Origin of the sequence: Nocardia sp. NPDC059195 (assembly GCF_042754695.1) — a bacterium.
GTDB lineage: Bacteria > Actinomycetota > Actinomycetes > Mycobacteriales > Mycobacteriaceae > Nocardia.
Genome location: NZ_JBHZBG010000010.1, coordinates 104,178 through 118,306, shown reverse-complemented (window position 1 = coordinate 118,306; position 14,129 = coordinate 104,178). Strand labels below are relative to the sequence as shown.

General features: G+C 68.6%; 13 protein-coding genes. 5 read left to right on the top strand and 8 right to left on the bottom strand.

What is annotated here, in order from left to right:
• Positions 1 to 149 precede the first annotated feature (149 nt).
• Positions 150 to 998 (top strand): class I SAM-dependent methyltransferase, encoded by an 849-nt coding sequence (locus tag ACFXKN_RS15465; RefSeq protein WP_379433208.1) that lies wholly within the window; start codon positions 150 to 152, stop codon positions 996 to 998.
• Here ACFXKN_RS15465 and ACFXKN_RS15460 read toward each other — a convergent pair.
• Positions 995 to 1,549 carry a hypothetical protein gene (locus tag ACFXKN_RS15460; RefSeq protein ID WP_379433207.1) on the bottom strand — a complete coding sequence of 185 codons (555 nt, stop codon included), beginning with the start codon at positions 1,547 to 1,549 and terminating at the stop codon, positions 995 to 997. The two genes, ACFXKN_RS15465 and ACFXKN_RS15460, sit on opposite strands and share 4 nt — an antisense overlap.
• A 31-nt stretch (positions 1,550 to 1,580) precedes the next feature.
• A complete protein-coding gene (locus ACFXKN_RS15455; RefSeq protein ID WP_379433206.1) occupies positions 1,581 to 1,931 on the bottom strand; it encodes a hypothetical protein in 351 nt (116 codons plus the stop codon).
• Between the two features lie 103 nt (positions 1,932 to 2,034).
• Here ACFXKN_RS15455 and ACFXKN_RS15450 point away from each other — a divergent pair, with 103 nt between their 5' ends.
• Positions 2,035 to 3,066, top strand: coding sequence for a LuxR C-terminal-related transcriptional regulator (locus ACFXKN_RS15450; RefSeq protein ID WP_379433205.1), 1,032 nt, complete (start codon positions 2,035 to 2,037; stop codon positions 3,064 to 3,066).
• 231 nt (positions 3,067 to 3,297) lie between these two features.
• On the opposite strand, the gene ACFXKN_RS15445 is transcribed toward ACFXKN_RS15450, so the two are convergent.
• Genes ACFXKN_RS15445 through ACFXKN_RS15435 form a run of 3 tightly spaced genes read right to left on the bottom strand, consistent with a single transcriptional unit; the run spans position 3,298 to position 6,047 of the window.
• The gene (locus tag ACFXKN_RS15445) at positions 3,298 to 3,738 is read right to left on the bottom strand and encodes a Dabb family protein (protein WP_379433204.1); all 441 of its coding nucleotides are present in this window, start codon (positions 3,736 to 3,738) and stop codon (positions 3,298 to 3,300) included.
• A complete protein-coding gene (locus ACFXKN_RS15440; RefSeq protein ID WP_379433203.1) occupies positions 3,735 to 4,589 on the bottom strand; it encodes an NAD(P)H-binding protein in 855 nt (284 codons plus the stop codon). The genes ACFXKN_RS15445 and ACFXKN_RS15440 overlap by 4 nt, the downstream gene beginning before the upstream one ends.
• 27 nt (positions 4,590 to 4,616) lie before the next feature.
• Complete coding sequence (locus tag ACFXKN_RS15435; protein WP_379433202.1) at positions 4,617 to 6,047, bottom strand: MFS transporter; 1,431 nt, start codon at positions 6,045 to 6,047, stop codon at positions 4,617 to 4,619.
• A gap of 97 nt (positions 6,048 to 6,144) precedes the next feature.
• On the opposite strand from ACFXKN_RS15435, the gene ACFXKN_RS15430 reads away from it, so the two are divergent.
• Positions 6,145 to 8,820, top strand: coding sequence for an AAA family ATPase (locus tag ACFXKN_RS15430; protein WP_379433201.1), 2,676 nt, complete (start codon positions 6,145 to 6,147; stop codon positions 8,818 to 8,820).
• A gap of 60 nt (positions 8,821 to 8,880) precedes the next feature.
• Here the strand turns inward: ACFXKN_RS15430 and ACFXKN_RS15425 are convergent, their stop codons facing one another.
• The 3 genes from ACFXKN_RS15425 to ACFXKN_RS15415 form a co-directional block, all read right to left on the bottom strand.
• Positions 8,881 to 9,051, bottom strand: a complete 171-nt coding sequence (locus ACFXKN_RS15425) for a toxin-antitoxin system HicB family antitoxin (protein ID WP_378956797.1) — start codon at positions 9,049 to 9,051, stop codon at positions 8,881 to 8,883.
• A 9-nt stretch (positions 9,052 to 9,060) separates the two neighbouring features.
• Positions 9,061 to 9,948, bottom strand: coding sequence for an SPFH domain-containing protein (locus ACFXKN_RS15420; protein ID WP_379433200.1), 888 nt, complete (start codon positions 9,946 to 9,948; stop codon positions 9,061 to 9,063).
• Between the two features lie 66 nt (positions 9,949 to 10,014).
• Complete coding sequence (locus ACFXKN_RS15415) at positions 10,015 to 11,358, bottom strand: FAD-binding oxidoreductase (RefSeq protein ID WP_379433199.1); 1,344 nt, start codon at positions 11,356 to 11,358, stop codon at positions 10,015 to 10,017.
• 71 nt (positions 11,359 to 11,429) lie between these two features.
• On the opposite strand from ACFXKN_RS15415, the gene ACFXKN_RS15410 reads away from it, so the two are divergent.
• Together ACFXKN_RS15410 and ACFXKN_RS15405 are read left to right on the top strand one after the other, a co-directional pair.
• Complete coding sequence (locus tag ACFXKN_RS15410; protein WP_379433198.1) at positions 11,430 to 12,365, top strand: LysR family transcriptional regulator; 936 nt, start codon at positions 11,430 to 11,432, stop codon at positions 12,363 to 12,365.
• Between the two features lie 107 nt (positions 12,366 to 12,472).
• Complete coding sequence (locus ACFXKN_RS15405; protein WP_379433267.1) at positions 12,473 to 14,020, top strand: acyl-CoA carboxylase subunit beta; 1,548 nt, start codon at positions 12,473 to 12,475, stop codon at positions 14,018 to 14,020.
• Positions 14,021 to 14,129 lie beyond the last annotated feature (109 nt).

The window sequence follows — 14,129 nt, the reverse complement described above, 5'->3', positions numbered from 1 at the left end:
GCGACGAAGGGATACCGGTAAAGTATCGCATGGACTGTCGCACTTGCCGCTGATCAACTTCAGCGTCCCTCTACAGCGTGTGTCAGCCTACGCGACCGGCGCCGAGCCGGGCAAACCACCCCCCGCACCACGCCGATACCCTGTTCGGCGTGTCCGACGACGAACGCCATGCGCAGGCCAACGCGCTGCTGGGTACCTCAGCGACCACCCGAACCAAGATCGACTCGCGCGACAGCGAACGCGCGAATCGCCGCTGGTGGGACGCCGACGCCGAGCAGTACCACCAGACCCACGCCGACTTCCTCGGCGTCGACTCCCCCGGCGGCGAGTTCGTGTGGTGCCCGGAGGGCCTGCACGAGGGTGACATGGGCTTCCTCGGGGACGTGACCGGCAAGACCATCCTGGAGATCGGCTGCGGTTCGGCGCCGTGCTCGCGGTGGCTGGCCGGTCACGGCGCGTTCCCGGTCGGGCTCGATATATCGATGGGGATGTTGGAGCGTGGCGTGGCCGCGATGGATCAGGGCGGACCGCGGGTGCCCCTCGTGCAGGCGGGGGCCGAGGCGCTGCCCTTCGCCGACGCGTCGTTCGACCTGGCGTGTTCGGCGTTCGGCGGGGTGCCCTTCGTCGCCGATTCGGCGCTGGTGATGCGCGAGGTAGCGCGGGTGTTGCGGCCGGGCGGGCGCTGGGTGTTCTCGGTGAACCATCCGATGCGCTGGATCTTCCCCGACGATCCGGGCCAGGGAGGCCTGACCGCCACGATCCCCTATTTCGACCGCACCCCTTATGTAGAGGTCGACGGTGACGGTGTGCCGACCTATGTCGAGCACCATCGCACGATCGGGGACCGCGTCCGCGAGATCGTCGGCGCCGGCTTGCACCTGGTCGACATCGTCGAACCGGAGTGGCCGGAGTGGCTCGACCGCGAATGGGGTCAGTGGTCGCCGCTGCGCGGGCAGATCTTCCCCGGAACCGCCATCTTCATCGCCGAGAAGCCCTAGAACGCCGGTAGCGCGGCGAAGGACGCGTCGACCCGCACGCTCGGCACCGTGTCGGCGACCCAGCGGCGCGCCCTGGTCAGCGCGTGGTCGGGGAACTCGGCATCGAAGCGGACGTCGTCGGACAATAGATAGGGCAACCGTCCACGCAGGCCGGGCGCGTACGGGTGGGGCGGACACATCTCGCTGCGCCGAACCTGCCTGCCGATCGAGGTTTCGCGCGCGCCGGGCGGACCGGTCTCGGGGCACATGATCTGGAATACCGCCGAGCACCGGTCCTTGGGCACCACGATCGACGCCGCGAAAACGAGTTCACCGCGCGGACCCGGCAGCTGAGTCTTCTCCACCCGGAGCAGGGCGGGCAGCTGGTCGACCCACACCACGAACGCTTCGATCAGGCAGCCGGTCCGCGCGTGGTGCTCGGCCAGCCGCCTGCGTAACCGCGTCAAGTCGTCGAGTCGAGCGGGTAGGTCAGGCGCGCCGTAGACATAGTTCAGCGCGACGACGTCACGAGTGGCCGGATTCCCCCAGGTCGTGTCGTCCAACTGTTGCATTCCAGGAATGTCGAACGAGATGGGCACCCGATCAAACTACCGGCGCCGCCGACTTCGGTTGTCCCCGTGCGGCGCTCGGCGCGTCGATCAAGGGAGAAACGCGCTCGTCTACCACGTCGACGAGCCAGGCTTTGTGGCTGATCACCATCGCGGTGCTGCGCGGGGTGGCGAGCACGGTCGCCAGCGCGGTGCGAAACGCCTCAGCGGCCGCGCGGTCGTCGAAATCGAGGTCGATGAGCACCCGCGGTGGCGTGCCGTCGACCCGGCCGACACGGTAGGCGCGCACGCCGTGGCCGGCGCGGAACCGCTCGTACTGGTCGAACGCGGCCTTCCAGTCGTCGTAGTCGCGAACGGTGTTGTCGATGTGCAGGGTGATGGCCATGATGACCTCCGTCGTCGTGCCGAATGGGATACCTCGATCATCGGCCGGTCCGATGCGCCGGAACATCCCTGATCCTGGGGGGATCGCGCCGTAGGCTGGATAGGTGCCGAGTATCTTGGCCGACCGGATCGGCCGTTTGTGCCGCGCCGATCACTCCGCCAAACGACTGCGGGAACTCGTCCTGGTCGAGATCCGCGCGGCGATCCCGTTCGCCGGTCATGTCTTCGCGCTCACCGATCCTGTGACCGCCGTCGCGACGGCGCCGCTCGCCGATCTCCCCGGACTCGACCTAGGGCTCGTGCCGGACTTGATCCGCGCCCGCTATCTCACCCCGCTCAATCGCTGGGACACCGTGCGCGGCACCGGCGCCCATTCCCTGCTCGGCGCCACCGACGGCGACCCGGACCGTTCCCTGCTGTGGCGCACCGCGCAGCGCGATCTCGGCATCACCGATTCCGCCACCGTCACCTTCGCCGACCGCTACGGCTGCTGGGGCTTTCTCGAACTGCTCCGCTACACCGAATCCCCGTTCACCAGAGCAGAACTCGCTGCGCTGAGCACGCTGACAACCACGGTCACCGTCGGCCTGCGCCGGACCGTCGGCGCCACCTTCGTCGAATCCGACGCCCGGCTCGCACCCCTCGGCCCCGCCGTTGTACTCCTCGACGACACCCTGCGCGTGCGCTCCCAGACAGCAGCCGCCGCGGATTCCCTGCTCCGCCTGCTCCCCCCGGACGATCCGATTCCCCCCGTCCCCGCCTCGGTCTACAACGTAGGCGCCGCCCTGCTCGCCATCGAGGCAGCCACGCCCCTCGGCCCCGCCACTGCCCGCGTCCATCTGGGCGGTAACCGCTGGCTCACCGTGAAAGCCGACCGCATCGGCACCGACATCGCCGTGGCCCTCGAACCGAGCACCGCCGCCGAACGCCTCGACCTGTTCGCCCGAGCCCACGCCCTGTCCGCCCGGGAATCCCAGGTCCTGGCCCTCGTGGCGACCGGCCTGGATTCCCACGAACTGGCAACAGAACTATTCCTGTCCGAACACACGATCAACGACCACGTCAAAGCCATCCTCGCCAAATCCGGCACCCGAACCCGCCAACGCCTCCTCTCCCGAGTCCTGAGCGTCGGCTGACCGATCGTCCCGTCAGCCACGATTCTGCACACCGGGCAAACCACCAGTGGGCTCGCGACGGGCACCGCGGGTCTCAGCGATCTGCTTCAGCGCCCCGTATCTGGCGTTCCGCAACGCGACCATCCCCTAGCTCGGCGTCGCAGGCGGATGGTTCGGCACCTACTCAGGATTCCGGTCAGACCGACCCAGGTCCGCTGGCGGCACGCGCTCCAGCGGACCTGTGATGCGGTCTCAACCCGCTGTGGCTCCCGGCAGCGCAGGGCCGTGTTCGCCGGGCGCTGCGCTGCCGGTGTATTCGGCTAGGCCGGAGACCAATTCGGCGATATAGGGGACGTTGTCGAACCTGCGTCGGTGGATCTCGGCGATCTTCGCGCCGACCTCCGGATCCGGATCGTCGGTGATGTCGAACGACACGAACTTGTTTACGAGCGGCAGCCCGGCCCGGTCCATCGCCAAGTGCGCCGGGTGGTTCATGTACTCCTCGTAACCCTCGAGATCCTCGATCAAAGACACAGCGCCGTACTCGAATTCACCGCCGAAGTCGGGGCCGACGACGCGTGCCTTGATCGACGGGATGGCGTTGATGTGCTCGCGCATTTGCGCGAGACCGATCACCTTCTCCTCTTCCGAGACTCCGGGCCGGAGGGTGAATCGAATGCAGTGGTAGATCATGCCGGAGTGAAGGCGGCTGCGTAATCGCGGGCGAAGTCGGTGATGTCGCGTGCGGGGCGGCCGGTGAGGTCGGTGACACACGTGTGCACTTCGGCGGCTTCGCCTCGCGCGTAGTGGGCGTAGTCCTCGACGAGGCCGTCGAGCTGCCACGGCGGCAGAATCCCGGTCAGCACGGCGGCGAATTGGTCGGCGGGTGCGTCGTGGAACGTGATGTCGCGCCCGGTGGCGTCGGCGATCGCGTGGGCGATCTGGGCGTGGGTGAGGGCGCGGGGTCCGGTCAGGGTGTAGGTGTGGCCGGTGTGTCCCGTTGTTGTCAGCACGGCGGCGGCGGTATCCGCGATGTCTCTGGTGTCGATGAGGCTGACAGCCGCATCGCCGATGGGTGCGGCGAACCAGCCCTGCGAGATGGTGCCGGCGAAGCCGAGTAGTGCCTGCAGGTAGAGGTTCGGGCGCAGCACGGTGTAGTCGAGGCCGAGCTCGCTGACATGTGCTTCGACTTCGGCATGCCAGCGCAGGAACCGCACCGGCGAGTCGATGCGTGCCGCGTACTGGGAGAGCAGCACGAGCCGGTGCACGCCCGCGTCGCGGGCGAGGTCGGCGAACTGGATCTGGAGCGCGGCGGCGTCGGGTGCCGATGGACTGTTGAGGAAAACCGCGTCGATGCCTTGCAGCGCCGCGGCGACCGAGGCTGGATCCTGCAGGTCGGCGACAGCGGTCTCGACGCCAGGGACGCAGTGGTCGGGGTTGCGGGTCATTGCGCGGACGGTGACGCCGCGGGCTCGCAGTGCGGGGATCAGTGCGGATCCGACGGTTCCGGTCGCGCCGGTCACGAGGACGGTGTGGGTTTTCATCGTCATATGTCCCTTCGGTGGAGGAGATCAGCGCGCGACCAGGGCCGACGTGGCCTGCCGGTTGCTGACAGTGGAAATGAGCGCCAGTGCGAGGGCGATCAGGATGAGCGCGGCCTCGCCGAGGAACGCGGTGGTGAACGAGATGTCGCCGTCTGTCCCCGCGGTGCCGATCGCGATTCCGGCGAGCGCGGCGAGCCCGACCGCGCCGCCCAGCTGCTGCGCGGCGTTGACGAGTCCGCTGAGCAGACCCGATTCACCGTCGGCGCTGTCGCGCACCGCCATCGCCGTGGCGTTGACCGCACCGAGTCCGAGGCCGGTGCCGATCAGGAGGAACGCGCCGAGCAGGCTGACGGAGAAGCCGCTGGTCGTCGGGTCGAGCGCCAGCCATAAGAAGCCGACGAGCAGCACGGCGAGGCCGACCGGCAGCGCGCGAGCCACTCCGAGTCGCTGAGCCAGCAGGGGTGCCACGATGCTGCCCACGATGATCATGACGGCGATCGGGATCTGCGCCATCCCGGCGGCGAGCGGGCTCATCCCGAGAATGTCTTGCTGGTATTGGGGCAGGAAGAAGAACAGGCTCGTCAGCGTGCCGCCGATCAGCAGCATCACCGGGTTCGCCGTGGCCACAGCCTTGCGACGGAATACGCCGAGCGGGACGAGTGGACGGGCCGCGCTGCGCTCGACGATCACGAACGCCACGAGCGAGGCGAGGCCGACTGCGAGGCCGGTGACCGTGGCGGGCGCGGTCCATCCGGCGTCAGCGGCGGCGACCATGCCCAGCGCGAGGCCGGAGATCGCGGTGGTGATGGTGACGGCGCCGAGCACATCGAACTGGCCTGGCCTGCCGGGAACCGACGGCACCGCGCGCACCACGACGATCACCCCGATGATGCCGAACGGCACCGGAGCCACGAATACCGACTGCCAGCCGAGCAATTCGGTCAACGTTCCACCGAGAAAGACACCGAGGAGACTGCCTGCCCCCGCGACGGCGCCCCAGATGCCCATCGCCCGAGTGCGTTCCGCGGGAGACGGATAGAGGGCGAGCACGAGCGAGAGCGCCGCGGGCATCACGATCGCGGCACCGATACCCTGCCCGATCCGTCCGGCGATCAACATCGTGCCGCTGGTGGCGGCCGCGCAGAAGGCCGAGGCAGCGAGGTAGACAGCTATTCCACCCAGGAACACTTTTCTGGCGCCGAGCACGTCGGCGAGCCGCCCGCCGAGCAGGAGCAGACCGGCGAACGCCACCAGATAGCTGTCGACGACGATCGTGAGTTCCGCGGCCGTCAGCGCGAGACCGTCCCGGATCGTCGACCCGGCGAGGTTCACCATCGCGGCATCGAGAATGACCAGGAACATGGCCGTCGCGAGGCCGATCATCGCCACTGGGCGGGGTATCCCCGAACGGGTCAGCACTGTCGGCGGCGCTGATGTGCTGCGAGCTTGTGTCGTCATGCCACCACGATCCACTGGGCACGCCCCTGCTCGCGTCGGCGACAATTACCTACTTCCGCCGGTACACCGGTCGTCGCGGACCCCTATTGTTCGCATCATGCGCACGACGTCACGCGGCTCGCTCGTCGGCAGGCACACCGAGATCGATCGCCTCCTCGCCCTCGTCCGCGCGGCCGAACAGGGTGCGGGCGGCGTGCTCGTCCTGCGCGGCGAACCGGGCATCGGCAAGAGCGCGCTGTTGGACCACGTCGAACACGCGACGCCGGCCGGGTTCCGGATAATCCGAGCCTCCGGGGCCGAGTTCGAGGGTGAAATGCCGTTCGCGGCACTGCATCAGGTGTGTGTCCCGGTGCTCGCGCACCTCGACGAACTGTCGGCTCCCTACCGTGACTTCCTCCTGGTCGCCTTCGGGATGGCCGACGGAACGCCGGACCCGTTCCGGGTCGGCCTCGCCGCACTCGAACTGCTGGCGGCCGCCGCCGCGGATCGCCCGATGCTGTGCCTCATCGACGACGCGCACTGGATGGACGGCGCCTCCGCGCGGGCGTTGACGTTTCTGGCCAGGCGCATCGCGGCGGAGCCGATCGTGATGGTGTTCGCCGCGCGCGACGATGCCACCCGCGGGCTCGACGAGCTGCCTGCGCTGACCATCGGTGGCCTCGGCGACGCCCACGCGCGCGAGCTGCTGGCCGCGGAGCAGACCGGGACACTCGACGAGCGGGTGCGCGACCGCCTGCTCGCCGAGGCACGCGGAAACCCGCTGGCCCTGATCGAATTGCCGAAAGCCGGTGGCTTCGCGCTGCCGACGCCGTCGCCGGTCGCGAACCGGATCGAGCGGAGCTTCCTGGCCAGGATGGCGGAACTGCCCCCGAACGCACGGCTGCTGCTGACGGTCGCGAGCGCCGATCCCACCGGCGACCCCGCTCTGCTGTGGGCGGCCGCGCGGCGGCTGGGCATCGACGTGCCCGCCGCGAGCGCCGCCACCTCGGCATCCGCGCTGATGCAGGTCGATACGCGGGCGCGCTTCTGCCACCCGCTCGCGCGTTCGGCCGCCTACCGGGCGGCCGAACCGGAACAGCGTCATGCCGCGCATCGAGCGCTGGCCGATGCCACCGACCCGGACGGCGCTCCGGACCGGCGGGCCTGGCACCGTGCTCAGGCCACCAGCGGGCCGGACGAACAGGTCGCGGCGGAGTTGGAGTCGGCGGCGTGGCGTGCGCAGGCACGGGGCGGCATAGCGGCGGCCGCCGCGTTTCTCGAACGTGCGGCGGCGCTGTCGCTCGACGCAGGCAAGCAGACCGAGCGGACGCTGACGGCCGCTCGGGCGACACTCGAAGCAGGCGGAGCGAGCGCGGCGGCCGATCTGCTCGCCAGTATCGATACCGAGACGCTCGATGATCGTCGGCACGCGTCGGTCGACCTACTGCGCGGACGGATCGCGTTCGTCCAAGGTGACGACGGGGCCGTCCGGGGTCCAGAGCTCATCATGAGCGCAGGTCAGCGGCTCGCCGACGTCGATCCGGAACAGTCGCGTGCGTGCTTCGTCGCGGCACTGGAGATGGGGCTCGTCGTCGGGCGGGCCGCGGGGGTGATGGACCGGGTGCTCGACGCGGCCCGCTCGGCGCCGACGGCCACGCGAGCGCCGGATCTGCTCGACGCGCTCATGCTGTTGAGCACCGCGGGACACAGCGCCGGAGTACCTGCGCTTCGACGGATTCTCACCGGCGACGATGCCGGTTGGACTCAGGCGCCCGCGTTGGCCACGGTGCTCGCGGGCGAACTGTGGGACATCGACCTGCACGCCACGGTGACCGAGTGGCTGGTGCGGACCGGGCGGGACACGGGGTCGCCGATCACCATCCGGCTCGGCCTGTCGCAAACGGCAGTATCGGCGGTGTTCGCCGGCGACTTCGGGCAGGCGATGGCCGCGATCGCCGAAGAGGAAGCGATCGCCGACGCCCTCGGCGATCTGCCGCAGCTGTACCCGAGAGTGCACGTGGCGGCGATGCGTGGCCGCCGCGAGGAGGTCCTGGACGTGTTCGCCGAGGTGATGAGCCGTGGCACCGGTCAGCTGACCGCGAACGCTCACTGGGCGACGGCCGTGCTGTACAACGGCCTGGCCGAATACCCGGCCGCGATGGACGCGGCCACGCGGGCGGTGGCGGGCGGCGACCTCTTCCTCGCCGGATTCGCGCTGCCCGAGTTGGTGGAGGCCGCGGTCCGGTGCGGCGACACCGCCGTCGCGCGGTCGGCGCTGGCGTCGCTGATCGAGCGCACCGAGCCCGCGGGAACCAGCTTCGCCCTCGGCGTGGCGGCAGGTGCGCGAGCGCTGGTCAACGATGCCGAAGAGGACCACATGGCGGCACTCGAGTACCTGGCGGACAGCGCGCTGATGGCGCACCTCGCGCGGGCACACCTGCGGTACGGGGAGTGGCTGCGCCGCGCGGGCCGCCGTCGTGACGCACGCGAACACCTGCGTACCGCGCATGAACAACTCTCGAAGATCGGCATGGAGGCGTTCGCGCGACGGGCCGCGGACGAGCTACGCGCGACCGGCGAAGTGGCCCGTGCCCGTTCCGAGCACACCTACGACCGCCTGACCATGCAGGAGATGCATATCGCTCGCCAGGTCGCGGCGGGCGCGACGTCGAGGGAGGTGGCCACGCACCTGTTCCTCAGCCCCCGGACGGTCGACGCCCACCTGCGCAACATCTTCCGCAAGCTCGGTATCACCTCGCGCAGACAGCTCAAGAACATGCCCGATCTCGGATGACGCGAGCCAGGCGATTCTCCACGGGACCATCACCCCTCCCGTGGAGTTCATGACCCTGACTCAGTCCCGCTTGGGTTTACGTCCGGCCTGCTCGAGGGCCATGCGCAGCGCGTACTCGATCTGAGAGTTCACGCTGCGCAGGTCGTCGGCCGCCCATTTGGCGAGTGCCTCATGGACGGCCGGGTCGAGCCGCAGCAGGATCTTTTTGGGTTCCTTCTTCGGCTGGGTCATCGCCGCGGCTCAGGAGTAGAGGGATCCGGTGTTGACGACCGGCTGGGTGGCGCGATCGCCGCAGAGGACGACGAGCAGGTTGGAGACCATGTTGGCCTTGCGTTCCTCGTCGAGTTCGACGGTGCCTTGTTCGGCGAGGCGGTCGAGAGCGAGCGCGACCATACCGACGGCGCCTTCGACGATCTGGGTGCGGGCGGCGACGACCTGGGCGGCCTGCTGACGCACGAGCATCGCCTGGGCGATCTCGGGAGCGTAGGCGAGGTGGGTGATGCGGGCCTCGATGACCTCGATGCCGGCGGTGAGGGTGCGTTCGCGCAGCTCGGCCGTCAGTTCCTCGGCGACTTCGGCTCCATCGCGCAGACTGGTGCGCGCGTCGTCGTGGGCGTCGTAGGGGTGGGTGGTGGCGAGGTGGCGCACGGCGGCTTCGGACTGGGTTTCGACGTATTCCTCGTAGTCGTCCACAGCGAAAGCCGCCTTGAAGCTGTCGACGACCTTGTAGACCACGACCGCGGCGATCTCGACCGGGTTGCCGTCGGCGTCGTTGACCTTCAGCTTCTGGGTCTCGAAGTTGCGCACCCGCAGCGAGATCGACTTGCGGTCGGCCATGGGAACCACCGAGAAGAACCCGGGATCGCTGACCGAGCCGATGTAGCGGCCGAAGAAGGTGACGACCTTGGCCTCGTTGGGGTTGACGATGGTCAGCCCGGTGGCAAGCAGCATCATGACAAACGCGGCGATCGAGGCAGCCACCGCACCGATCCAGGCCGGCGCGCCGCCACCGTGTTGCGCGGCCGCGACGAACGCGAAAACGGCAGCGGCACTGAACAACAGGGTGAGCACCAGGCACCCCAGCAAGACGACGAATCCATTGACGCGGAATGCGGATCGCAGCTCCATGACATCCTCCCGATATCTGAGTGATATCACCAAGATAGTAGATATCGGGAGGCCGAGCAAGAGCCGCTAGGCGCTGGGAGCGATGTTGCGGTTGGCCCGGAACATGTTTCGCGGGTCGTACTCCGCTTTCGCCGCCGCCAGCCAGCGGTAGGTGTCCGGGGAGTACCCGGCCGCGGTCTGGGCCGCGTCCGCCGCACCGCCCGCACCGTAGAGGAACGCGAGGCTGTGTCCGATCGTCCACGGCGCCAACGCTTCCCGGACCAATGCCAGCCCTTCGGGCGCCGAGTCACCCGCGCCGGGACCGGTGATCACCCGCACGATGTACTCGGCATCACGATGATCGATCGAGGCCGGGCCGCCGTGCCGGAGGGCGCCACCGAGGTGGCGGATGTCGATCACCGCGTCGACCTGTCCGCCCGGCGCGGTCAGTGCGCGCAGCGCGGACAGACCCTGCGGTGCCAGCTCCGAGAGCAGCGCGTTGGTCGCGGCGTAGGCGTGCGGGAAGGGCGGATCGCTGTGGATGGTGTGCGATTCGGCGTAGGGCATCGTGCGCAGGTCCTCGCGCAGCCGAGGTCCGATCTGCCGCAGCGGCGCGACCCACCGCTCGCCCTCCTCGTCCGACCCGTCGAAGGCCACCCGGATCGAGGCGACGTGACGGCCCCGCAGGGATTCCGGCACGGGCGGGATGTCCGGGTAGGTCATCACCGCGATCGTCGAGGTCAGCGCGCTCGGTACAGTCGCGGTCCACGCCCGCCAGGTCTCCAGCACCAGATCGACCAGTGGTGCATCGAAAACCAGCTGACCACCATAGATTTCGTCGACCGGGACGAGATCGAGTTCGAGCCCGGTCACCACACCGAAGTTCCCACCGGAACCCAGTACCGCCCCGAACAATTCGTCTCGCGGGCCGAGCGAGCGCATTCTGCCGTCGGCGGTCACGAGCTCGATGCGGCGCACATGATCGGCGGCATAACCGAATTCACGCGCCAGCAATCCGAGCCCACCGCCGAGCACATACCCGACGACACCGACCGACGGCGACGATCCGTTCAAGGGCGCCAGCCCATACCGAGCGGCCGCCTCCACCAACGCACCCGCGCGCACCCCCGCACCGATGTGGGCAGTACGGGCCTGCGGGTCCACGGCGATGTTGTCCATGCGTCCGGTCGTGATGAGCACCCCGCCGTCGGCCGCGACCGACAACCCGTGTCCGGTCGCCTGCACCGCCACCGAGAGCCCGTGCCGCGCGGCGAATTCCACTGCGGCGCGCACGTCCTGACCGTGCAGGGCGCCGACCACGAACGCCGGACGGTGGGCGTAGGCGGTTTGGAAACCGGCGATCTCCTCGGCGTATCCGGGGTCGTCCGGGGTGAACACCGGACCAGCGAACTTCATTGCGATATCGGTCATGTCCTCGACTCTGCGTCGCGCGAGGAAATAAGTAAAAGAGATAGTTCTTCTGTAACCTATAATTGATAGTTATGGAACTGCGGCAGCTGCGCTACTTCGTGACAATCGTCGACGAAGGCGGGTTCACCAAGGCCGCCGAACGGCTGCACTTGACCCAGCCCGGCCTCAGCACCCAGATCCGGCAACTCGAACGCGAACTCGGTCAGCGCCTGCTCGACCGCGGCGCGCGCACCGTGACGCTCACCGACGTCGGCGCCGCCGTGCTCGAGCACGCGCGGGCCGCCCTGGCCGCCACCGACCGGATCGGCGACACGGTCGGGGAGTTCACGGGCTTGCTGCGCGGGCAGGTGCGGCTCGGCATGATCTCCGGGGCGGCGTCGGAAGTATTCGATGTCGCAGGAGTGCTGGCCGATTTCCACCACGATCATCCGCAGGTCGGGATCAGCCTCACCGAGGACACCGCGGAAAGGATGCTCACCGCCGTCGAGCACGGCGACCTCGATATCGCGCTGACCGGATTGACCGGCGCCCCAACAGGTTCCGGTATCGGCCTGCACGTGATCCTGGAGACCCCACTCGTCGCCGCCGTCGCCCGCGACGCACCCGTCGACCCTGCCGAATCGGCGAACTCCATCACCCTGGCGACTCTCGCCGACCGCCGGCTGATCTGCCTCACCAGGGGCACGGGTCTGCGCGGAATATTCGAACGATCCTGCACCGCAGCCGGTTTCACCCCGAACGTCGCTTTCGAAGCCGCCGCTCCCCCGTTGCTGCTCGAGCTCGCGGCGCGCAGCCTCGGCACCGCGATTGTCCCCGCGCTCACCCCCGCCGAAGCCGCCGAGTTCGGCGTCCGAACCCTCGACATCGTCGCCCCACGAATCCACGGCAGACTCGCCCTCGCCTGGCGCACCGACCGCCCACTCGGCCCAGCCGCCACGGTGCTGCTCGGCCAATTGCGCATCGCGTTCGGCGCCCGAACCCCGGACGCCGACGCCGATCTCCGATGATTCGTCAGGTATCTGACGCCGTGCCGCTGATGTCGCGCAGGACATCGGGTTACGCTGTGGCTAACCGATGGAGGCGAGCTCGACCAGGACGAGGAAGGGCGTGCGTGGTGGAGTCGAATACTGCTGCGAAACTGCAAGAGCTGCGGGACAATCTGACGGCGGCGCGGGAACCGGCGGGAAATGCGGGGATCGCCAAGCGTGCGGCGAAAGGAATTCCCAGCCCACGCGAACGCATCGAAATACTGCTCGACCAGGGCAGTTTCACCGAAGTCGGCGCGCTGGTGAAGCAGCCGGGCGCGGCCGACGGGCTCTACGGTGACGGTGTGGTCACCGGGCACGGCAGGATCGACGGGCGGCCGGTGGTGGTGATCGCCCACGACCAGACCGTGTTCGGCGGCTCGGTGGGTGAGATGTTCGGGCGCAAGGTCGCGATGGCGATGGATCTGGCGGCCGATATCGCGTGCCCGTTCGTGGCGATCAACGACTCCGGCGGTGCGCGGGTGCAGGACGCGGTCACCTCGCTGGCCTGGTACGCGGAGATGAGCAGGCGCCAGACGCGGCTGTCCGGGGTGGTGCCGCAGGTGTCGGTGATGCTGGGCAAATGCGCTGCGGGCGCGGTGTATTCGCCGATCAACACCGATGTGCTGATCGCGACCGAGTCGGCGTATATGTTCGTGACCGGTCCCGAGATCATCCGTGAGACCACCGGCGAGGAAGTGACCCTCGACGAGCTCGGCGGCGCGTTCAACCAGGCGAACAACGGCAATATCCACCACGTAGCGGTGGATGAGAAGGCCGCGTTCGAGTGGGCGCGAACATATTTGAGCTTCATGCCGTCGAACTGCTACGAGCGGGCACCGCTGGTCAATCCCGGTCTGGAACCGGAGATCACCGACTCCGATCGCGAACTCGACTCGCTCATACCGGATTCCGATCGCATGGGTTACGACATGTACGAGGTCTTACTCCGGATCTTCGATGACGGGGAGTTCCACGAGATCGGCGACGGCGCCGCCCGCAATCTGATCACCGGATTCGCGCGGGTCGACGGACGCAGTGTCGGGGTGGTCGCCAATCAGCCGCTGGTGGCCAGCGGCGCGATCGATGCGCGCGGATCGGACAAAGCCGCGCATTTCATCCGCCTCTGCGACGCGTTCGACATTCCGCTGGTGTTCGTCGTCGATACCCCGGGCGTGCTGCCGGGCGTCGAGGAGGAGCGGATCGGCGTTATCAAACGCGGCGGCCGATTCTTCTTCGCGGTTGTCGAGGCCACCGTCCCGATCGTCACCGTGGTGGTTCGCAAGGCCTACGGCGGCGGTTACGCGGTGATGGGGTGCAAGCAGCTCGGCGGCGATATCAACCTCGCCTGGCCGACCGCGCGCATCGCCGTGATGGGTGCCGAAGCCGCGGTGGGTCTGACGCAGCGCAAGCAGCTCGCCGCCGTTCCGGCGGCCGAGCGGCCTGCTGTGCGACAGCAGATGGTCGACTTCTACAACGCCGCGGTCGCGACACCGTGGACCGCCGCCGAACGCGGTTACATCGACGCGGTCATCGAGCCGTCGACCACGCGGCTGGAAATCCGCAAAGCGCTGCGACTGCTCGGCGACAAACACGTCGAGCAGGCCCCGCGCAAACATCGCCTGATGCCGTTGTAGCGCCGGGCGTCACCGCCCCGACGCGGTGGCCTGCACGCACGCTCGCACATCACTTTCGACGACAACTGACAGCGCCTGCTTGGCACCGCTCGGTGAACCGGAGGGCCTT

Excerpts from the sequence above, each read along its gene's own strand:
- ACFXKN_RS15410 (WP_379433198.1), top strand. The coding sequence starts at position 11,430 with ATGGAACTGCGGCAGCTGCGCTACTTCGTGACAATCGTCGACGAAGGC.
- ACFXKN_RS15415 (WP_379433199.1), bottom strand. The coding sequence starts at position 11,358 with ATGACCGATATCGCAATGAAGTTCGCTGGTCCGGTGTTCACCCCGGAC.
- ACFXKN_RS15425 (WP_378956797.1), bottom strand. The coding sequence starts at position 9,051 with ATGACCCAGCCGAAGAAGGAACCCAAAAAGATCCTGCTGCGGCTCGAC.
- ACFXKN_RS15460 (WP_379433207.1), bottom strand. The coding sequence starts at position 1,549 with ATGCAACAGTTGGACGACACGACCTGGGGGAATCCGGCCACTCGTGAC.
- ACFXKN_RS15430 (WP_379433201.1), top strand. The coding sequence starts at position 6,145 with ATGCGCACGACGTCACGCGGCTCGCTCGTCGGCAGGCACACCGAGATC.
- ACFXKN_RS15440 (WP_379433203.1), bottom strand. The coding sequence starts at position 4,589 with ATGAAAACCCACACCGTCCTCGTGACCGGCGCGACCGGAACCGTCGGA.
- ACFXKN_RS15455 (WP_379433206.1), bottom strand. The coding sequence starts at position 1,931 with ATGGCCATCACCCTGCACATCGACAACACCGTTCGCGACTACGACGAC.
- ACFXKN_RS15445 (WP_379433204.1), bottom strand. The coding sequence starts at position 3,738 with ATGATCTACCACTGCATTCGATTCACCCTCCGGCCCGGAGTCTCGGAA.
- ACFXKN_RS15420 (WP_379433200.1), bottom strand. The coding sequence starts at position 9,948 with ATGGAGCTGCGATCCGCATTCCGCGTCAATGGATTCGTCGTCTTGCTG.
- ACFXKN_RS15435 (WP_379433202.1), bottom strand. The coding sequence starts at position 6,047 with ATGACGACACAAGCTCGCAGCACATCAGCGCCGCCGACAGTGCTGACC.